The sequence below is a fragment of the Mobiluncus sp. genome (assembly GCF_985070215.1).
Window position 1 is genome coordinate 1 of the sequence record NZ_CFKZQR010000039.1, and the last position, 19358, is coordinate 19358.

Sequence of the window (19358 nt, forward strand, 5' to 3'; positions counted from 1 at the left end):
CCCACCACCCCCCCCCCCCCGCCAAAATATTAATGGGTCAGTGCCCCATGAGCACTAACTACTTGGCGGCCTTGAGGCGCTCACGCAAGCCTTCCAGCTCTGCCCGAATCTGAGCCGGGAGCTTGTCGCCGAACTGAGCGAAGTACTTTTCGGTATCTTCGGTCTCAGCCAGCCAAGCCTCGGGGTTAATCTCAAACAGGGCGTCCCAAGCGGCCTTGTCGATGTCCAAGCCCTCCAGGTTGAAGTCCTCAAACTTGGGGTAGAACCCGGTCGGACCCTCAATGGCGTCAACCTGGCCGGACACGCGCTTGACTACCCAGTCGAGCACGCGGGAGTTGTCGCCGTAGCCGGGCCACATGAACTTGCCGTCAGGCGTCTTGCGGAACCAGTTGACATGGTAGACGCGCGGGAACTTGTCGCCCAGCTTCTCTTGCATCTCCAGCCAGTGACCCCAGTAGTCAGCCATGTTGTAACCACAGAACGGCAGCATCGCGAACGGATCGTGACGCAGCGAGCCAACCGCGCCTTCTGCAGCAGCGGTCTGTTCGGAGGACACGTTCGCACCGATGAACACGCCGTGAGCCGGGTTCTTTTGCTCGGTCACCAGCGGCACGTTCGAGGCGCGGCGGCCACCGAACAATACGGCGTCAATCGGCACGCCCTCGGGAGCCTCCCAGTCGGGGCAGATAATCGGGCACTGCGCGGCCGGAGCGGTGAAGCGGCTGTTCGGGTGAGCCGCCTTTTCACCGGATTCCGGCGTCCAGTCCTTGCCATGCCAGTCAATGAGGTGGCTCGGCGTCGGGCCGTCAATGCCTTCCCACCACACGTCGCCGTCGTCGGTCAGAGCGACGTTGGTAAAGATGGTGTTTTCCTTCATGGACTCCATCGCCATCGGGTTGGTGTCGTAAGACGTGCCGGGCGCCACACCAAAGAAGCCCGCCTCCGGGTTGATGGCGCGCAAGGTGCCGTCCGGGCCGGGACGCATCCAGGCGATATCGTCGCCGATGGTTTCGACCTTGTAGCCCTCGATGGTGGGCTGGAGCATAGCGAGGTTCGTCTTGCCGCAGGCCGACGGGAAAGCCGCCGTCACGTGGTAGCGCTTGCCGGTCTTTTCGTCCGTCAGACGCAGAATCAGCATGTGTTCGGCCATCCAGCCGTCGCGGCGCGCCATGGTGGAGGCGATACGCAGCGCGAAGCACTTCTTGCCCAGCAGGGCGTTGCCGCCGTAACCCGAACCGTAGGACCAAATCTCGTTGGTCTCGGGGAAGTGGGTGATGTACTTCGTTTCGTTGCACGGCCAGTTCGTGTCCTTCTGGCCCGGCTCGAGCGGCGCACCCACGGAGTGAACTGCCGGAACCCACGGCTTGCCCGAGTTAATCAGGTCCATCGCCTTGGCGCCCATGCGCGTCATGATGCGCATGTTCAGCACCACGTAAGCGGAGTCGGTCAGCTCGATACCCAGCTGGGAAATCGGGCCGCCCAGCGGACCCATCGAGAACGGCACCACGTACATGGTGCGACCCTTCATCGCACCCTGGAACACACCATTTTCACCGATTAGGGTTTCCTTCATTTCCTTGGGGTCGGCCCAGTGGTTCGTGGGGCCAGCGTCCTCTTCCTTTTCGCAGCAGATGAAGGTGCGGGATTCCACACGCGCCACGTCTGAGGGCAACGAACGCGCCAAGAACGAGTTCGGGCGCTTCTCCGGGTTCAAACGGGTAAAGATTCCGGCATCAACCAGCAGTTGCGACAAGCGGTCCCATTCCTCTTGGGAACCGTCACAGAACTCAATAGATTCCGGAGTCGTCATTGCCGCTACCTTAGCAACCCACTTAACTACCTCTTCAGGAGCATTTGCGGGAGCTGCAGCGCGGACATCGGATTCAGTAACAGCCATAAAGGGCCTCCTACATAGATTGTTTCTCTTACACCGCAATTATCGCGCATTTTCGAATATTGTGCAGGGAGTTAAGTCCTATGCCGAGGTGAATTTTGGCAACTTTTCGGGGTCAAAAGGTCGGTACGCTCATTACCCGGAACGCTGCAGGTTCCTGGTGGGGAACCACCACCCCGACCACGGCGCACCGAGAGACCTCCCACCCGCGCTTTTGCGCAGGCTAAACGGTAGAAGAAGACGAAATAACTTCAGATGAGGGTGTAACGCACAATCGCGTCTTCGCGCGAAGCCCCCGTACCGATGACGGAGATGCGGCAACCCACCTTGTCCTCCAGGTAAGCAACGTAATCCTGCGCCGCCTTGGGGAGCTTCCGGAAGTCGGTGATGCCGCTGATGTCCTCGCCTTTCCAGCCGGGGACTTCTTCGTAAATCGGGCGGGACGCAGCAAAGTCGACCGAATAGTCGGGCATCTGGTCGGTACGTCCGCGCGGGGTTTCGTAGCCCACACAGACCGGAATCTTGTCAAACTCGGACATGACGTCCAGTTTCGTCATCACCAGGTCGGTCAGGCCGTTGACGCGCACGGCGTAACGCACTACCACCGCGTCAAACCAGCCGGTCCGGCGCGGACGCCCCGTCGTCGCCCCGTATTCTGAACCGAGTTTCCGCAACTGTTCACCAGTTGCATCGGTCAGTTCGGTCGGGAAGGGTCCTTCGCCCACGCGGGTCGTGTAGGCTTTCATGACCCCGACCACCCGGTCGATGCGAGTCGGGCCGATACCGGTACCGGTGCAGGCTCCGCCCGCGGTGCAGTTCGACGAAGTGACGTAAGGATAGGTGCCGTGGTCGATGTCCAGCATGGTCGCTTGACCGCCCTCGAACAGCACCACGCGCTTTTCATCCAGCGCGTTGTTCAACACCAGAGACGTGTTCGCCACCATCGGGCGCAGCCGCTCCGTGTAGGACAGCAGTTCCTGAGTGACTTCAACGGGGTCAATCGGTTCGGCATGGGACCAGCCCTGGGAGAGACTCTTCACAAGGTCGGACATGGCGGTGACTTTTTCACCCAAAATCTCGGGGTCGAACAGGTCTTGGACTTGGATTCCAATCCGGTACATCTTTTCGGCATAGGTCGGGCCAATCCCTCGCCCGGTCGTGCCGATTTTGCGGGGGCCACGGTACTGTTCAGAAGAACGGTCAATAGCGATGGCAAAAGGTGTGATGACGTGGGCGCGGCTGGAGATGAGCAGTCGCTCGCAGGGCACGCCCCGCTTCTCCAAGTCATCGATTTCCTGGAACAAAACTTTCGGGTCGATGACGGTGCCGTTGCCGATAACCGGAGTCACGCGCGGAGACAGGATGCCGGTAGGCAGCAGGTGCAGAGCAAACTTTTCACCACGAACCACCACGGTGTGACCAGCGTTGTTACCACCATTGTATTTGACCGAAAAATCCACGTCCTTGGCCAGCTGATCAGTTGCCTTTCCTTTACCTTCATCGCCCCACTGGGCTCCCAAAACTACTATCGCAGGCATTGTTCTTTCGTCGTCCTTTGGAAATCGGAATTGCGCTATACGCGTAGAGTCAGTCTAGCAAATCATCAGAACTTTTGACCCCTCGGTTCATAGCTAAGGAATGGCGGTGGCGAATCAAGGACGCGAGGACGCCTCCAGTTCCGCCCATTCCGAGGGAGTCAGCCGGAACACGCCCTTTTCCTCCGCCAAGCGCTTGGAAGCGAGCGCAGCAGCGATGGCTGAACGCATCAGCAACGATTGTGCCTCCGGAGGAAACGGGAGATTTTGCGGGTTTTCGTCGTCACGCACGGGTATCAAACTAGCATTCAGGAGCGAATTTCCCCGGCATCAACACCCGAAACCGCCAAAAATCAACGCAATTTGTCCCTAACTAGCGCACTCAAGGGGAGCGCCGCACGAAAGCGCGGCGATCGTCGGAGTGCTATTTGGGACGCGGCACCTCAATAATCAAGCAGACTGGTGACCAAATCCGCGATAGCGCTGCGTTCCGAACGAATCAGGGTCGTGTGGGCGAACAGGGACGAACCTTTCAAATCTTCGATGACCGCGGCAATACCGTCATAGCGTCCCACCCGCAGGTTGTCGCGCTGCGAAACGTCGTGAGTCAGCACAATTTTGGCGTTCTGACCCATCCGCGACAGCACCGTCAGCAACACGTTGCGCTCCAGGGACTGTGCCTCGTCAACAATCACGAAGGCATCATGCAAGGAACGGCCGCGAATGTGAGTCAGCGGCAGCACCTCCAGCAAACCACGCGCCACGACTTCGTCAACAACTTCGGGAGCCACGATCGAGGAGAGGGTGTCGAACACGGCTTGCGCCCACGGATCCATCTTCTCTTCACCGCTGCCCGGCAGGTAGCCCAGGCTCTGCCCCCCGACCGCGTAAATGGGACGGAACACGACAATCTTGCGGTGCTCGTGACGTTCCACCACCGCGTCCAACCCGGCCGCCAAAGCCAGAGCCGACTTGCCAGTGCCGGCCCGCCCACCCAGGGACACAATCCCAATTTCCGGGTTGACCAGGTGATCCATCGCGATACGCTGCTCGGCGGAACGCCCCTTCACACCGAACAGTTCCCGGTCCGTGCGCACCAGGTGCACCTGATTGTCGCCCCAGATGGTGGCCAGGGCGGAGCCTCGCGGGGAACTCAAGATAATTCCGGTATGGACGGGTTGGTCCTCCAGCGAGGGGATTTCGGGTTCTTCGAAGTCGACGCTGTTGTCTTCCTCGTTCACCAGGCTCGTCGGGTCGTTGCTATAAGTCGCGACATCGTTTTCCTCATCCCCCGGATCGTTTGTCAGCACAATCGTGTCGAACTCCACCGCGCCGTCCTGATAAAGCCGGGACATGTCCTGTTCGCTCATCTCACCGCGAATGACCCCGCGATAGGTGTCTGCCCTCGACAGCGGGTTACGGTACACATCGGCATCCAAGCCAATCGAGGACGCTTTCACCCGCATCGGCAGGTCTTTGGACACGACCGTCACATCCGCCCCGGTTTTCGCCAGATTCGCGGCGACTGCCAGAATCTTCGTGTCATTGTCACCCAGGCGCATCCCGGAGGGGAGCACCGAGTCGTCGATAGAGTTCAGCTCCACCCGCACGGTCCCCCCTTGTGAACCGACCGGAACCGGCTGATCGAGCCGACCGTTGGCGATACGCAAATCGTCGAGCAGGTGCAGCGCTTTACGGGCGAAATATCCCAGCTCCGGATCATGACGCTTTTTCTCTAACTCGGTGATGACCACCACCGGCAAAACGACCTGGTGCTCGGCAAACTTCAGCAAGGCCTTCGGATCGGACAACAACACGGACGTATCAAGCACATAGGTGCGCGCAGGGGTAGCCATGTTTTGACCTTATCAATGGCACGGGGTTCGAGCGTGCTAAAGCGCCGGTTTTACGAGGTTCTTACATTTCAATTTCTCGGGGTGGGGGCGGCGCGACTCACTTCCCCAAGCGGCGTTCCCGATTTCCGTAGTCACGAAGGGCACGCAAGAAGTCGACCTTACGGAAGCTCGGCCAATACGTTTCACAAAAGTAGAACTCGGAATTCGCGCTTTGCCACAGCAAAAATCCACTGAGCCGCTGCTCCCCCGAAGTGCGAATTACCAGGTCAGGATCCGGTTGCCCCTTGGTGTATAGGTGAGCTTCGATGTCCTCCAGACGGATCTGGTCAGTCACCTCCGCCAGGGTTTCCCCCTTCTGAGCCGCTTCGTTGAGGTATTCCCGCACGGCGTTGACGATTTCCTGACGTCCCCCATAAGCGACGGCGATATTCACCACCAGCGCATTTTCCGGTCCGGTTCCGTTAGCCGCACGCAGGATTGCGGCCAGGCCCGGATCCAGCAGGGACGTGTCGCCCAACACCCGCAAATGGTAGCGGCCCGAGGCTTGCAAACCTTGTACGGTATGGCCGATGACATCTTGCAAGGGCTGGAGCTCCGCGGCTTTCCGACCCAAGTTGTCAATCGAAAGCATCCACAAGGTCACGACTTTGACCGGCCATTCCTCACACCACTGCAACACTTCGGTGATTTTCAGAGCTCCGCGCTGGTGCCCACGAGTCGCCGGAGCGCCTTCCGCCTTCGCCCAACGCCGGTTTCCGTCCAGGATAATGCCGATATGTCGCGGCACCCCTGCCGGATTAATTTCACGAATCAAACGTCTGGCGTAAATCCGGTAGAGGATTCCAGGCTTTGACTTTTTCACGGAGCTGCTCACATAATCAGTTTAAAACATTTAAACACACAACTTGCCCGTCCTGGCTGCGCAGGTGGGGCGAGCTGAACGGGGGAACGTTATGGGTGTGAAATCTGGCAGTACGCTGATGCCGCGTCTGGTTAATCCTCGCACCGGGCGGCCCTACACTTTCCAACGTTGGGACTGGAAAGCAATGCGCCGCAAACCCGCCCTGCGAGGATGGATTCACACGGTGGCCACCCCGCTGTCCATGGCGGCTTCTATCGTGTTGCTGGTTTTAGCGCCGAAATCCCTAAAATTTGCGTGCGTCGTTTACATGTTGGCTTCCCTGGTGCTGTTTGCGATGAGCGCGGTGTACCACATGGGTTCGTGGCCCAAATCGGTGGACGCGATTTTGCGCCGTTTCGATCACGCCAATATTTTCCTGCTCATCGCCGGCACCTACACGCCTATCTCATTCGGTCTGCTGGAAGGGCGCGATAGAACGATTTTGCTTTCAGTAGTGTGGGTGGGGGCGATTTTGGGGATTGCTACCTCGTTGATTTGGCCGCACGCTCCCCGTTGGGTCAACACGATTCTCTACGTGGTTTTGGGTTGGGTTGCTTTGATGTATTTCCCTGAGCTCTACACGGCTTCCCTGCCTGCCTTTTGGATGCTGGTCGCGGGCGGTTTGGCCTACACGGTCGGGGCAGTCATTTATGCCACAAAATGGCCCAACCCCGATCCGAACGTTTTTGGGTTCCACGAGTTTTTCCACGCTTGGACTGTCGCGGCCTGGGCGTGTCACTGCGTTGCGGCTTATTTCGCTATTCTCGATTAGGGTTCACAAGGCCAGTGGTCCCGGTTTCCTTGCAGCAGCGGTCTTTTGCCGGGTTGTGTTCGCTTTTTCCAGCGTTTTACTTGGTTTTAATATCTGGTAAAGTAATGAACGCTTGCGTTGCGGCTGATTTTTGAAACAAGCTAGCTTTCTCGCCTGACGCAGGCGCTAATCTTTTAATCTTTCAAGGAGACGATTATGGCTGAAGAAGCGAAAAAAAACTGGATGACCCAGGCGTCTTTTGACCGTCTACAAGCGGAGCTCGACGAACGCACGGGCCCGATTCGCTCTGAAATCACCAGGAAGATTGACGCGGCCCGCCGCGAGGGCGACCTGAAAGAAAACGGCGGCTACCACGCGGCTCGTGACGAACAATCCCAAAACGAAACCCGCATCTTGGAACTGCAAGAAATCCTCAAGTACGCCGAAGTTGGCGAAGCCTCCGCCGATGGCACTATCGGACCGGGCAGCGTAGTGGAGGCAAAAGTCGGACCGAAAAAGATGACGTTCCTGCTGGGTTCGCGCGATGCTGCCAAGGGCATGGATATTCAGGTGTTTTCCCCCGACGCTCCCCTCGGCGTGGCCCTGGCTGGTCACCGGACTGGCGACACCGTGGAGTACGTTGCGCCGACCGGCAAGAAAATCAAGGTTCAGGTGCTGGACACTCATCCTTACCAGGGCTAAGCTCTTTCTCTCGTTTCTCTCGTTTGGTGCAATATTCCGCCCAGGTTTTCGACCAGGCGGCGAGTTTGGCATCAAGCGGGGCGGTGAGACGCGCCATAACCCACGCCAAGCCCACTGTTGCCGCGAAGCACACCAGGGCGTAAACGTAGGGAGCGGCATCAGCCATGCCGAGTTCCCGCAGCACCAGCATCGGCAAACGCTGCAGCACATAAACCCAGAACAGGTGTTTACCAAACCAGTGCAGCACGGGATTGTTCAGGTGTATGAATAGCGTGATTTGCACGACGAGGAGGCAAAACAGCATGGCTTCGAGTTCGAACACCAAGAAACTGAGGTGGTCGAACTTAGTGGTGAGGACAAAAAGCGCCACCATGACGAGCAGCGCGGAGATGTAGCCCAAGGTGCTACGGTAGACGCGCTCGAAGCGGTCGCGGGCCAGGCAGTAGCACATGCCCAACAGATAGCAGCACAGCGTGTTGTAGGTGTAGGTGGCGCTTCCTTTGAAATGCCACATGAACACGGTGAAGCCTCCCACCAGAACACAGTTCAGGATGAAAGCCAGCCACGGGCTGTTCCGGAAAATGCTAAACGCCAGCCAAGTCAGGACATAGAGCACCAGAATCGCAAAAATGTACCAGCTGGAAGAGCCGATGGACTTCCAGCCAAGGAACGCCCACGCGGTCTGTGCCGGGGTGAATGGGCGGGACAGCGACAGGTTCATGATGATGAACAAGACCTGGGCTATAGCGAAGTTTACCCAGGTCACCGCTACGCGCTTGAGCGGCATAGTGTGGACATAGCCGGGCTTGTGCGCCAGGGAATGCGCCACTCCGAACCCGGAATAGAACAGGAACAGGGCCACCATCAGCTGACCGAGACCCGTGGCAACGTGGTGCATCACCCCGTCCCACGCCGGGTTATAGGGCATGTAGGAACGGATGTGGGCATAAAACACAATCAGGATAAAGACACCGTTAGTGCGGGTGGTGTGGTCATGGTCTAGGTATCCCTCGAAATTGTCACCGTGCCCGTGAATCCTGGCGCCCCACAGCACCATGATGACAATGAACAGCAGAAACAGGTTCATTGTGCTTGCCGTTCCGCGAGTTGGGCTGAGGCAGAGTCGAGGATAATCTGGCAGCGTGAGGCCAGAGCCTCGCCGCGATCCCACAGTTTCAAGGTGTCCTCCAAGGGTGCCCCGGCGTTTTCCAGAGCCTGCACGGTTTCGATGAGTTCGGCGCGAGCCGCCTCATAGCTCATCTCAGAGACATCCTCATTGTCTGGCGTGTCAGTTCCCGCCGCGACAGTCCGGGTCAGTTTAGGAGTACTTTCGCTCATAAATCTTTACCTTTCAGCGGTGTTCGGGTTGGTGCAAAACGCTGGCGACCAGAGCCGCGCGCCAACATCCCACCAAGTCACACGCCTGATTAGCGAGGACCGCCGCCACCCGCGACCGCAATGCCAGACACATAGTGGTGATATTGCCCGGGATAGGGCCTATTTAAATATCACATCGTCCACGCATCGGTCCCCGCTTTGTCCGACACCACCAGCAGGCGCGGACGGGACGGCCGGAGCAGCCGGAGCAGGGGCAGCCGGAACAGCCGGTACTGGCGGTGCTGGAACGGCCGGGGCCGGCTGAGGAGCCTGGCGAGCCGGCTGCGAAACGTGAGCGAGCGGCTTTGCAGGCTGCGGCACCGCGGATTGAGCCGCAGCTTGAGCCGCGGCCTGGGCATCGGCCGCCTGCTTGGCTGCCTTCGCCGCGTCCAGCAAACTGAAATCCTGACCTTTCGCGTCTCGGCCCGTGAGGTAGACAAAACCACCGGCATCATCTGACCAGTTCAGCCGCAACTCGCGACTCTTGGCCAAAACTTCATCAGTAATTTCGGGAACACTGCCGAAACTACCGCCCTCGAAAACCACCTGGAGAACATAAACCGGCTTCAGCGCCACCTGTGCCCCCGATCCGTCTGACGCGGTCCCTTCTGAAAGGGGCTTGGCATAAAAGACCTCCGCCAGCTTGTCGACCCCCAGGTTCGGGTCGCCTGAAATCAGCAGCTCATCGCTGGTGGCGACCCCGTTTTGCGACAATTTCAGAGAGGTAATGACCTTGCCTGTGGCGTTGCGGAACTGGGCGTGAAGCGGCTGCGAATCGGTCTTTCCAAAGGTGACGTCGGCCGGAGCCTCACTCGGCGCTGCCGAAGCGGTTTTCTTAACCGGCTCCGGCGCGGTTTGCTGGTTTCCTGACGCACAAGCAGTCATGGTCAAGGCCAGCACTCCCGCACACCCCGCGGTGGCTAAACCGGAAACAATCCTAGACAACTTCATGAATCATCCTCTCCGCTGACTTACATCGGAAGACTAGCAAATATATAAGCATTTCCACCGAATTTTGCGGATACCGCCACCATTTCTATCCGTCCATAGGTCGCAAAGTCCGTATCGGTCAGGAAAAACCGATACCCGAAGTCGCTGGCCTTCGTAGTCACATCATACCCGCGATAGACCGTTGGAAGACTGTGCGAGGCTGCGGCGTTTTTCGGGATAGCCCGCAGATAGACAGCCACATCAGGTTGACGCAAGGATTCCGGAATTTCTCCGGAAATGACCTGATAGGGCCCGTCAGGGGTGACTGTGGGCGCGGGCGTGGTACCGATGTCCCCAAAGTTTTTCTGCCCCGGCTGGGCATGTTTGTCCCCAGCCAACCCCGGATCGCCGGTCTCCGGCCTTTTCACCCGATAGTTCGCCAGCGACCCGTAAAGGGAAGGGATAACGGCCGGGTCGGTTGCGAAAAAGTCCAGGTGACGCTGCGCGCGTTCAATCACGATAGCCTTCGCTCCGGTAGACAGTGCGGTCCCCATGTCGTAAGGCACCAGTTTTGAGTAGTAGGTTTTCGCGTAACTGGGCGAAAGCATGGGCACCAGGGAGTTGCCGAAGGAATCTCGGAACACAAACAGCGTGTCTGCGCCCACACCGTTGGTGGCAAAGTAGTCCGCCGTAACGTCGCTGGCAGCGCTGTGGGCAAAGGTCCACAATCGGCCGGTATATTCCGGCCCGTTGTTGGCATCCACGCTGACCCAGTTCGGTTCCGGAGCCGCCCCGGTGGGGGTGAGCATCAGGGCAATATCGCCCGTGAACCCCGGATCCGGTTTCCACCGCGGGGTTCGCACCACGTTCTCGGTTCCCAACGCAGTCTCGATAGCGTCTGCCGCCACCCAAGCACCCCGATAATCCCAGTGGGTGTCGGTTTTCTGATACAGTTCAGGTTTTGCCGACTGGCCCGCCCCCGGCAGGGTTGGCGTCACCACTTTTTCCTGACGTAATGCGGAATCGAGGTCCACATAGTTCACGGAAAGCGCCTTGAGTTGGGACTGTAGGCGCTGTAGGTTTGAATCCTGTGGGTTACCCGGCAGATACCGGGACGGCAGATGTTCTGGGTACAGGGTGGCTTTATTTGGCGCGATGGCCACGACCAGCTGTACCCCGCGGGATTCCAGGTTGTCACTGAGCAGTTTCAGGTTCTGGGCCGCATTGCGCACCGAACGTTCGCTCATGGTGCGCCGTCCCAGGTAGTCGTCTAGGGTAGCCGCATAATACAACCAGCCGTCCGACCCGATGATGACTTGGTTATTGGCCGCGGTGTGAAACAGCCGCGATTTTAGAGTAGCGGTGGCGCTAATCATCGGACCTCTGGCGGGGAAGTGCGACTCGAAGTAGTCTCCCGCCTGTTTCAGCTGGGCCAAAGGGAATGCTTTGTGGGTAGCGTCAGGGTCTTCCGCAGTAATATCGCTGGGGTCCGCGAACCGCGGCAGAGGGGTCAGCGCGGAGGCCGCCGGCACCACCATGACCAGCAACGTTAGGGCCACAAAAATCTTTTCACCGAGGCTTTTCAGGGCGAACCGTCCGGCGGCTCCCGCTTTGCGAGATTTGTCCGCCGAGTTTACAGCTGGCTGGATAGTGTCTTTCTGGCTCATTTTTCACCCCGAGAACCCTAGAACCTGAAATAAATAAACGGATGATATCCCCCGCTAGCCAGCAAGAGTAAATCGAATACCAGCAGCACGAACGCCCCAACAAACGTCACCGCACTCGGCCGAAACACGACCGGGGGACGAGGGGTGGTCTCTGCTGACGTGGCACTGACCAGGGCGGGAGCGACCTTCTCGACCAGTCGCGTGACCGGGGTCATGGCGATGAGTGCCCCCACCAAAACGCACACGGTGAACGGATCGAGCAGACTCAGAGCCAGGCTACCGGGCAGTATTGCACCAGGAGCCCCAAACATACGACCCCACATCAGCACGGCTTGCCCGAAAGTATCGGCTCGGAACAGCACGAAAGTCAGGAGGACAACCAGCAGGACGTAAACATGACGCAGCATCCGCGGGAGACGCTTAATCGGCAAGTATTCTTCCAACAGCAAGAAAAATCCGTGAGCCAGCCCCCAGACGACGAAAGTCCACGCCGCCCCGTGCCACAGCCCACACAGCAAGAACACCACAATCTTGTTCACCACCGCCCGAGGACGGCCCAATCTGTTGCCACCCAACGGAATATAAAGGTATTCCTTAAACCAGGAGGACAGCGAGCGGTGCCAACGGCGCCAAAACTCACGGATAGATTGGGACACGTAGGGGTAGATAAAGTTTTCGCGATAGTGAAAACCAAACATACGAGCCATGCCGATGGCCATGTCGGAATAACCGGAAAAGTCGAAGTAAATCTGGAGCATGAACGCCAACGCCGCCAGCCACGCGGCTCCCGCATCGATTTCGGTGCTGGGCGCGTTGTAAATCGTGTCCGCCACCACAGCCAGCGTGTCGGCGATGATGACTTTCTTTGACAGTCCCACCACGAAACGCCGCAGTCCCAAGGCGATATCTTCGCTGGTAGCGTGCCGGTTGCTCAGCGCCTGGGCAATGTCGGGGTAGCGGACAATCGGTCCGGCGATGAGCTGGGGAAAGAACGCGATGTACAGCAAAACATCACAGTAGTTCCGGTTGGGAGCACACTTGCCGCGCGATACATCGATGACATAGCTTAGCGCCTGGAACGTATAAAAGGAGATTCCAATCGGCAAAGCCAATACCGGCAGGTTAAAGTCGGTGTGCAGCAATAGCCCAAAGGTGTCGGCAATCATCGCGGCGTACTTAAAGGTCGCCAGCATTCCCAGGTTCAGCACAACTGCCAGGGTCAGAAGGATTTTGCGGCGGGTTTCGGAGTTCCTTGGGGTGCCAGGTTCACCGGGTTTGCTATTGGAATCATCGGATAGTTTGGTTGACTTGAGCGGCTTGGCGTGAGGGGCACCGATGGCGAGAGCCACCCCCCAGTTAAACACGGAAGAAACCAGCATCAGCAGCACATAGACCGGCTCACCGTAGGAATAAAACAGCAGGCTGGCCGCAATCAGCCACAGGTTGCGTACACGGATTGGCCTGACCACCAGATGTACCAGGAATACCACCGGCAAGAACACCGAGAGGAACACAATCGAGGCGAATACCATGGTTCTGCGCTGCCTTTTTTACACTTCAATCGAGGCTAGTAAATCCTTTGACCCGCAGCGTCATAGTAATAAACCGGCGCGCCAGCGTAGGTCGTGTAAAAGATAGTTTTCCCATAGGCTTGCCCCAACTCCACGTCAATCACATATCTTTGGCCATTTTCAATGATTTCCGTCCATCCATGAGGACCCAGACCGCGCTTAGCCTTCAGGTATCCCACCCTGACTTGGGCGTTATATCCCAGTGCTCGCGCATGCCACATCGTCATCGCCGCATACCGGTAACAGTTTCCACCCTGGTTGTTCCAGGCTTCAATACCGTAAGGCAGCTCGAAGCCGGGGGCCGGGTGCGGCTTGTGGTGAGCTCCCAGGTAGCGGAAGTGAGTGTACATGTAGTTGTGGAAACTCCCTAAGTCTGGATACTGCTGAGCCAGAGTCCGCAACACCGCGTCGAAGTTGGGGTCACCGGAAATGGAATCGCCCGAAACTGGTGCTGGATCCGAGGCATTTGGAGTCGGGTTAGCGGCACTTGGTGCCGGTGAGGAAGCCGGTGCCTCGATAAAGCCGGTGTTGGAACCATGGTAGGCGATGGTGTACTGCCATAAGTTTCCGCCTCTATCTAGTGCGTAGACACACGTGTGTGTGTTCCAAGCACCGCAGGGAGCCACCATTTTCAAATCCTGAGAGGACACACCCAGGCGGTATGGCTCGCTGAAAGTACCATTCGGGTTTTGCAAGATAACGCTCAACCACCCGTCAAAGTCCCTCATCAGCAGGTCGGTGCGACCGTTCTTGTCCAGGTCGTCCACCGGCCACGCCTGATAAAGGTAGGCGAAGTTCCCCGACAGCTCGACCGGCTTGACCAGGGTTCCATCCGAGTTAAACGGGAACTGCGTGACCTGGCCGGTGGAACTCAATCCCACCACCGCGGGGGCTCCATTAATCCCGTTGCGCATCGCGAATAAGTAGGCGAAACGGTTGAATCCGGAGCCGCGGGTTTCCGGTTCAGACAAGCCGCCATGTCCATCACCGCGGCGCAGCTGCAGGGTCCCGGAGGGGTCGACCGTCAACACGTCTACCCGGGTGTCATTATTCCAATCTACCCCGGTGAAAATGCCGGGGTATCTGCTCAAATCGGAGAGAACCATCTGAGCCCCGGTGACTCCACCGCGGCCGTCAGCGAAGTGCGACCACAGCTGTCCGGTATTCCCCAAATACCCAAACTCTTGACTTCTGTTGGACCGCAAGAGGCCCATGCTGTACAGGTTGCCCCAACCCAGCCCGGAAGCAACTCTGGTTCGGCTGTAGGTAAACTGGTTCGCCACCTGGGGAAAGACCGCCAGAGGGTTCACCGTAGTGGGATGCTTTCCCCATTGACACTGTGCGACCTCGGTTTTTAGCACTGCATCTGAGATTGCTCCCGGCCCTCCCAGAGCCACCACGTCGTTGATTTCGGGGTGGTCCATCAAGTACCGGCAGGTCGCTTCGGGAATCGTGTCCGGGCGGGTCAGCAGCATGATACCGTCCGTCAAGGTTCCTCCCGCTACGGCATCCACGAAGTTCAACCCGTTAGCCAGGTACACTCGAGATCTGGGCTGGGTGGAAGCCCCGGAAACCTTTACGGCTGTCTCAAAGCGATCCGCGCCCGCCAGCTGGGACGTTGGGGTGAACCCGGCCACGCTGCGCCCTCCGAGCTGGATTTTTTCATGCGCCCGAGCCGCCACAGCCGCTGATGCCGGAGTCAAACCCTTGGCGGTAGAACCAAACAGGATTGGCCCGGCGGTTAACATGCCGCCAACTACCGCATCGGGAGATCCGGCACCGTCTGCGCCGTATCCATCCGTCACATAAACTCTATCCGACCCGCCGGGAAAAGCCCGCGCGGCAATGAGGTCAGCCGTCTCGCGTCGATCCGCTCCCGCCAGACGCTCGGTCGCAAGACCGGCAGAGGTGATGGCCTGTTCGACCTGCGGGCCAAGCACGCCCTCGCCACCCAGAAGGATAACTTTTTGCAAACCGGCGTGACGCAAGCTGGCTAAATAATTCGCGACCGGCGCAGCCAAAGCCCTCGCGTCAGTGAGCAGAACCGGGCCGTCCGTGAGGGAACCGGCCGCCAAAGCGTCAGCAAGGGATTGAGCCGAAGCCACGTAGGCAACCGGCGCACCGGAGGGAAAGGCCCGGCGTGCAATCTCTACTGAGGTTTCCACGCGCGACACCCCAAAAATCCGCGACACGGGCGGCGCGGCCTGCGCCGGCAGCGCCACTCCTAAACCCGAAATCGACACCGCCACCGCAGCTAGGAAAGCCGCGAACTTTTTCCTGCGATTCACTGCTATTCTCCTGTAGTATTTCGACCTCCAGCGCCCCCGCAAGTTTTCTCACAGAGGGTTGCGCTGCAAATTATTGGCCGATTCCGGCGCTCCGTTCACCGGATTAGTGCCTCAACTCAGCTGGATGGAAACCCCAATCCTGCTGGCGAGCAACTCGCCAGCCGAACGAGGACTCACCAGTCAGCAAACACCGAGCCACAACCAGCATGACCCCGCATAACCCGCCAGCCAGTAAACAGCACGTCAACGAGCTTGACGCCATGTCAACCGGTGAGTGCCTCGCTAACTCGCCAATACCCGCCAGCCAGCCAATGCTTCGTCAACTAACCAGCGAATGCTTTCGTCAACCAACGAACCACCGCCAGTCAGCGAACGCCGGGCCACAACCAGCATGACCCGCCAGCCAGTAAACAGCACGTCAACGAGCTTGACGCCATGTCAACCGGACAAGCACCTCATTGTACGTCTTATCTCGGCACGTTTGATTTATCACACGGCCTGTTGGTAATACCTTCCCCCTTTCTGTTCGGTACGACCGCTGCACCAGGCATTCCGAGCCGTGAGAGCGTAGCCCCGTTCAGCCAAGGCAAACAAGACAACTCACCAGACACTCCGTATCTGCAGAGCGTAGCCCCGTTCGACCGCCCTACCTTGCTTCGCTCCCCGGCAGGAACCATACTCCGGGTTCTGCCACCTTGCGACGGCACCCTGCCTTGTCTCAATCCCCGGCAGGGATCAGACCTGCGTCCCTATCTAGGGTGTTATCGGGGTTGCCTCGCCTCACTCCCCGGCAGGGACCATACGCTCGTTTAACTTGGCTTGGGCACTATCCAAGATGTCTTGGCAGCGTGAGGCCAGAGCCTCGCCGCGATCCCACAGTTTCAGGGTGTCCTCCAAGGGTGCCCCGGCGTTTTCCAGAGCCTGCACGGTTTCGATGAGTTCGGCGCGAGCCGCCTCATAGCTCATCTCAGAGATATCCTCGTTTCCTGCCTCACTCATCCCCGTCGCGTCAGTCGGGGTTTGCTTAGCTTTTTTTTCGCTCATGATTCTTTACCTTTCATCTGTGTTTGGATTCGTGCCAAAAACGGTGGCGACCAGGGAGCCGCGTGCCAGCACGGCCTCCAGGAGGTCGCCCTTCTGAACTGCACCAGCTTCAGTTACTACGGTTTGGTCGGGTTTGCGTAACACCGCATACCCGCGTTCCAAAGTGGCCTGGGGCGAGATAGCTCGCAGGGTAGCCCGAGCCGCCGCCAAGTCACGCGCCTGATTAGCGAGGACCGCCGCCACTCGCGACCGTAAGATTTCCAGACCGTGGTTGATGTCCCGGCGCCGTTCGTCCAGAGCGGCCAGCGGATTTTGCATGACCGGTCGGGAGCGAATCGCGTCAAGTTCCCGTAATCCCAGCTCGATACGGTTGGAAATGAGCGCCGTCATCCGGGAGCGCGCCCCGTTCAACCCCTCAATTTCAGCGGCTAAGTCCGGGACAATCCGCTTGCCCGCATCGGTAGGGGTGGAGGCGCGGAAGTCCGCTACAAAATCCAGCAGCGGAGTGTCCTCCTCGTGGCCGACAGCGGAAACAATGGGAGTGCGCGCCGCAAAAGCCGCTCGTACCACGCTCTCATCGGAGAATCCCAACAGGTCCTCCAGGGCCCCGCCCCCGCGCGTGACGACAATCACGTCAACCCCCTCAAGGGCGTCAAGCTCAGCGATGGCCGCACTGACTTCCGCCGCGCAGCGTTCCCCTTGCACCGCTACCTCGCGAATCTCGAACTGTACCAGGGGCCAGCGCCGCGTCGCGTTTTCAATCACATCGGCCTGTGCCCGGGCGGCATGCCCGCAGATAAGCCCAACCCGTCGCGGGAGGAACGGCAAAGACTGCTTGTGCTCTCGGGCAAAAATCCCCTCGGCGGCGAGCTTTTGTTTCAGCTGTTCCAGCTGTTCGAGAAACCCGCCCAGGCCGGCCGGGTGAATCTCAGAGGCCATCAGGGACAGCGACCCGGTTTTCAGGTAGAAATCGGGCTTGACCCGCATCACCACTCGCGCTCCGGCGCTCAACGCCGAGCCGGCCGCAGCCACCACCCCACCAAACGCCTTGACCTGCATAGACATATCGGCTTCCAGGTCCTTCGCCACAAAAAAGGACATCCGGTTACCGGGGCGTTGGTTGTATTCGATGATTTGCGCTTCCACCCAGGTCGGATCGACCCGGTCGACGTATTTGCGCATATTTTCGCTCAGGCGGCTAAGCGGCCAGGGGTTTTCCCGGGTCGTCTCACGCGCCAGTCGCGCCGGTTCTGGTTTTCTCACTTCCATGACTCCATCATGACACAGACCCCGGAGGTGAAAATTTTCGAGTTTTGCCCCGGGGCACAAACCGCTAAACTCAAGAAAGTTGCACACCCGCCCGAGAAGGGGTGTCATCCGGACTGCTGAGCGGGACACTTAGTGCGCCACTAACAAATCCGACCGGGGAACCTAGTGCGAAAGTGAGGACGGATGGGGAAAGTTTTGCTGGCCTCACCGCGAGGCTACTGCGCCGGGGTAGACCGCGCCGTCACGGCGGTGCAGCGTGCGCTCGAAGTTTACGGTCAACCCATCTACGTGCGCAAAGAGATTGTGCACAACAAATTTGTGGTGCGCACCCTGGCTGACGCCGGGGCGATTTTTGTTGATGAATTGTCCGAGGTGCCCGCGGGTTCGCGAGTGGTTTTCTCAGCTCACGGGGTGGCTCCGAGCGTTTATGCCGAAGCCGAGCAGCGCGGCCTGGAAGTGATTGACGCCACTTGTCCGCTGGTTTCCAAGGTGCATCGGGAGGCGCGGCGTTATGCCAACGAGGGCTACGACATTATTTTGATTGGCCACACCGGTCACGAGGAAGTGGAAGGAACTCTGGGAGTAGCCCCCAACAAGATTCACGTGATTGACACAGACTGGGTCGATACCTCGGCTTTGGCTGCGGCGGAGGAGGAATCCGGGAGCGATGCGGCTGGCGGATTCGGGAATACTACCGAGAACGGAGTTCAGGACGGCACCCCCGCCGCCGCGGATCCCCTGGCTGGGCTCAGTACCGACCCCGATGCCAAGCTGATTTGGCTGTCTCAAACGACTTTGTCGGTAGATCAGACAGCCGCTACAGTACAGCGTCTCCAGCGCAGATTTCCCGGTTTGATTAGCCCGCCATCAGACGATATTTGCTTCGCAACTCAGAACCGGCAGGGCGCGGTTAAGGCTATGGCACCTCAATGTGAAGTTGTCGTAGTTGTCGGTTCTGCCAATTCTTCGAACTCAGTGCGGCTGAGGGAAGTCGCCCTGCAGTCTGGAGCCGGTGCGGCCTACCGAGTTGAGGGCGTCCGCGAGCTCAATCCAGATTGGTTTGCCACAGCCAGTACCATCGGGGTAACCTCCGGGGCTTCGGTACCGGAAGTCCTGGTGACCGAGGTGTTGGAGTGGTTGGCGCAACGCGGGTTCGATGAAGTGCAGACGGTGCAAACCACGCAGGAAACGACCTCATTCGCCCTGCCAAAACCTTTGCGCTAGGTCTTTCATACGAGGTCTGGCGGCACCGAGTAAGGTCGCGAGGTCTGGCGGCGTTCGGGCTGGGGGTGATGCTATTTGGGGATTAAATCGGGGTTGCTGGTCTATATGGTCACGTACCCGTGTTTAATCACCGATTTCGATCGCAAACTGCTGGTCAATGTGGCGGTGAATGTGCCTGGGCTTGCGCCCCGCGTGGGATTTGGCTGGGGCCTGCACGGATTCTGGCGATGCCGAGTAAGGCCGCGAGGTCTGGCGGCGTTCGGGGGGGGGATGCCTCTCAGTCGCAGAAATGGGGTCCCGTTCTGTTTTTCTAAGCGGGCAAGCCGCTAAGAAAAACTACGAACACCCG

General features: G+C 58.8%; 17 protein-coding genes. 3 read left to right on the forward strand and 14 right to left on the reverse strand.

Going from position 1 to position 19358, the window contains the following annotated elements; translation table 11 throughout:
* Window positions 1-58: 58 nt before the first annotated feature.
* The 5 genes from AC5LBQ_RS07695 to uppS form a co-directional block, all read right to left on the reverse strand.
* Window positions 59-1897, reverse strand: coding sequence for a phosphoenolpyruvate carboxykinase (GTP) (locus AC5LBQ_RS07695; RefSeq protein ID WP_493265109.1), 1839 nt, complete (start codon window positions 1895-1897; stop codon window positions 59-61).
* A gap of 248 nt (window positions 1898-2145) precedes the next feature.
* Window positions 2146-3432, reverse strand: a complete 1287-nt coding sequence (locus AC5LBQ_RS07700) for an adenylosuccinate synthase (RefSeq protein WP_297345670.1) — start codon at window positions 3430-3432, stop codon at window positions 2146-2148.
* A gap of 114 nt (window positions 3433-3546) precedes the next feature.
* Complete coding sequence (locus AC5LBQ_RS07705; RefSeq protein WP_004007695.1) at window positions 3547-3720, reverse strand: hypothetical protein; 174 nt, start codon at window positions 3718-3720, stop codon at window positions 3547-3549.
* Between the two features lie 152 nt (window positions 3721-3872).
* A complete protein-coding gene (gene phoH2, locus AC5LBQ_RS07710) occupies window positions 3873-5285 on the reverse strand; it encodes an RNA 5'-3' helicase PhoH2 (protein WP_297345669.1) in 1413 nt (470 codons plus the stop codon).
* A 97-nt stretch (window positions 5286-5382) separates the two neighbouring features.
* Entirely contained in the window at window positions 5383-6159 is a 777-nt protein-coding gene (gene uppS, locus AC5LBQ_RS07715) for a polyprenyl diphosphate synthase (protein WP_282922547.1), read from the reverse strand.
* A gap of 106 nt (window positions 6160-6265) precedes the next feature.
* Between uppS and trhA the strand changes: the two genes are divergently transcribed.
* Complete coding sequence (trhA, locus tag AC5LBQ_RS07720; RefSeq protein WP_493265118.1) at window positions 6266-6958, forward strand: PAQR family membrane homeostasis protein TrhA; 693 nt, start codon at window positions 6266-6268, stop codon at window positions 6956-6958.
* A gap of 195 nt (window positions 6959-7153) precedes the next feature.
* Window positions 7154-7639, forward strand: a complete 486-nt coding sequence (gene greA, locus AC5LBQ_RS07725; RefSeq protein WP_307742417.1) for a transcription elongation factor GreA — start codon at window positions 7154-7156, stop codon at window positions 7637-7639.
* On the opposite strand, the gene AC5LBQ_RS07730 is transcribed toward greA, so the two are convergent.
* From AC5LBQ_RS07730 to xseA, 9 genes are all read right to left on the reverse strand, one after another.
* Complete coding sequence (locus AC5LBQ_RS07730; RefSeq protein ID WP_493265110.1) at window positions 7599-8726, reverse strand: acyltransferase family protein; 1128 nt, start codon at window positions 8724-8726, stop codon at window positions 7599-7601. The two genes, greA and AC5LBQ_RS07730, sit on opposite strands and share 41 nt — an antisense overlap.
* Entirely contained in the window at window positions 8723-8977 is a 255-nt protein-coding gene (locus AC5LBQ_RS07735) for an exodeoxyribonuclease VII small subunit (protein ID WP_493265111.1), read from the reverse strand. The genes AC5LBQ_RS07730 and AC5LBQ_RS07735 overlap by 4 nt, the downstream gene beginning before the upstream one ends.
* Before the next feature lie 159 nt (window positions 8978-9136).
* Entirely contained in the window at window positions 9137-9967 is an 831-nt protein-coding gene (locus AC5LBQ_RS07740) for a hypothetical protein (protein WP_493265112.1), read from the reverse strand.
* A 20-nt stretch (window positions 9968-9987) separates the two neighbouring features.
* On the reverse strand, window positions 9988-11613 hold the full coding sequence (locus tag AC5LBQ_RS07745; protein WP_493265113.1) for an alginate O-acetyltransferase AlgX-related protein: 1626 nt from the start codon (window positions 11611-11613) through the stop codon (window positions 9988-9990).
* A 17-nt stretch (window positions 11614-11630) separates the two neighbouring features.
* Window positions 11631-13145 carry an MBOAT family O-acyltransferase gene (locus AC5LBQ_RS07750; protein ID WP_493265114.1) on the reverse strand — a complete coding sequence of 505 codons (1515 nt, stop codon included), beginning with the start codon at window positions 13143-13145 and terminating at the stop codon, window positions 11631-11633.
* A 35-nt stretch (window positions 13146-13180) separates the two neighbouring features.
* A complete protein-coding gene (locus AC5LBQ_RS07755) occupies window positions 13181-15472 on the reverse strand; it encodes a cell wall-binding repeat-containing protein (RefSeq protein WP_493265115.1) in 2292 nt (763 codons plus the stop codon).
* Between the two features lie 282 nt (window positions 15473-15754).
* Window positions 15755-15889 (reverse strand): hypothetical protein, encoded by a 135-nt coding sequence (locus AC5LBQ_RS07760; RefSeq protein ID WP_493265116.1) that lies wholly within the window; start codon window positions 15887-15889, stop codon window positions 15755-15757.
* A gap of 363 nt (window positions 15890-16252) precedes the next feature.
* Window positions 16253-16516: an exodeoxyribonuclease VII small subunit gene (locus tag AC5LBQ_RS07765; RefSeq protein ID WP_295027853.1), complete on the reverse strand. Its 264-nt coding sequence runs from the start codon at window positions 16514-16516 to the stop codon at window positions 16253-16255.
* A 6-nt stretch (window positions 16517-16522) separates the two neighbouring features.
* A complete protein-coding gene (gene xseA / locus AC5LBQ_RS07770; RefSeq protein ID WP_493265117.1) occupies window positions 16523-17785 on the reverse strand; it encodes an exodeoxyribonuclease VII large subunit in 1263 nt (420 codons plus the stop codon).
* 183 nt (window positions 17786-17968) lie between these two features.
* Here xseA and ispH point away from each other — a divergent pair, with 183 nt between their 5' ends.
* The gene (ispH, locus tag AC5LBQ_RS07775; RefSeq protein ID WP_298633873.1) at window positions 17969-19009 is read left to right on the forward strand and encodes a 4-hydroxy-3-methylbut-2-enyl diphosphate reductase; all 1041 of its coding nucleotides are present in this window, start codon (window positions 17969-17971) and stop codon (window positions 19007-19009) included.
* Window positions 19010-19358 lie beyond the last annotated feature (349 nt).

Bases quoted from the DNA above. Each gene is read 5' to 3' on its own strand.
- AC5LBQ_RS07695 (WP_493265109.1), bottom strand. From the start codon at position 1,897: ATGGCTGTTACTGAATCCGATGTCCGCGCTGCAGCTCCCGCAAATGCT.
- AC5LBQ_RS07700 (WP_297345670.1), bottom strand. From the start codon at position 3,432: ATGCCTGCGATAGTAGTTTTGGGAGCCCAGTGGGGCGATGAAGGTAAA.
- phoH2 (WP_297345669.1), bottom strand. From the start codon at position 5,285: ATGGCTACCCCTGCGCGCACCTATGTGCTTGATACGTCCGTGTTGTTG.
- trhA (WP_493265118.1), top strand. From the start codon at position 6,266: ATGCCGCGTCTGGTTAATCCTCGCACCGGGCGGCCCTACACTTTCCAA.
- greA (WP_307742417.1), top strand. From the start codon at position 7,154: ATGGCTGAAGAAGCGAAAAAAAACTGGATGACCCAGGCGTCTTTTGAC.
- AC5LBQ_RS07730 (WP_493265110.1), bottom strand. From the start codon at position 8,726: ATGAACCTGTTTCTGCTGTTCATTGTCATCATGGTGCTGTGGGGCGCC.
- AC5LBQ_RS07735 (WP_493265111.1), bottom strand. From the start codon at position 8,977: ATGAGCGAAAGTACTCCTAAACTGACCCGGACTGTCGCGGCGGGAACT.
- AC5LBQ_RS07740 (WP_493265112.1), bottom strand. From the start codon at position 9,967: ATGAAGTTGTCTAGGATTGTTTCCGGTTTAGCCACCGCGGGGTGTGCG.
- AC5LBQ_RS07745 (WP_493265113.1), bottom strand. From the start codon at position 11,613: ATGAGCCAGAAAGACACTATCCAGCCAGCTGTAAACTCGGCGGACAAA.
- AC5LBQ_RS07750 (WP_493265114.1), bottom strand. From the start codon at position 13,145: ATGGTATTCGCCTCGATTGTGTTCCTCTCGGTGTTCTTGCCGGTGGTA.
- AC5LBQ_RS07765 (WP_295027853.1), bottom strand. From the start codon at position 16,516: ATGAGCGAAAAAAAAGCTAAGCAAACCCCGACTGACGCGACGGGGATG.
- xseA (WP_493265117.1), bottom strand. From the start codon at position 17,785: ATGGAAGTGAGAAAACCAGAACCGGCGCGACTGGCGCGTGAGACGACC.
- ispH (WP_298633873.1), top strand. From the start codon at position 17,969: ATGGGGAAAGTTTTGCTGGCCTCACCGCGAGGCTACTGCGCCGGGGTA.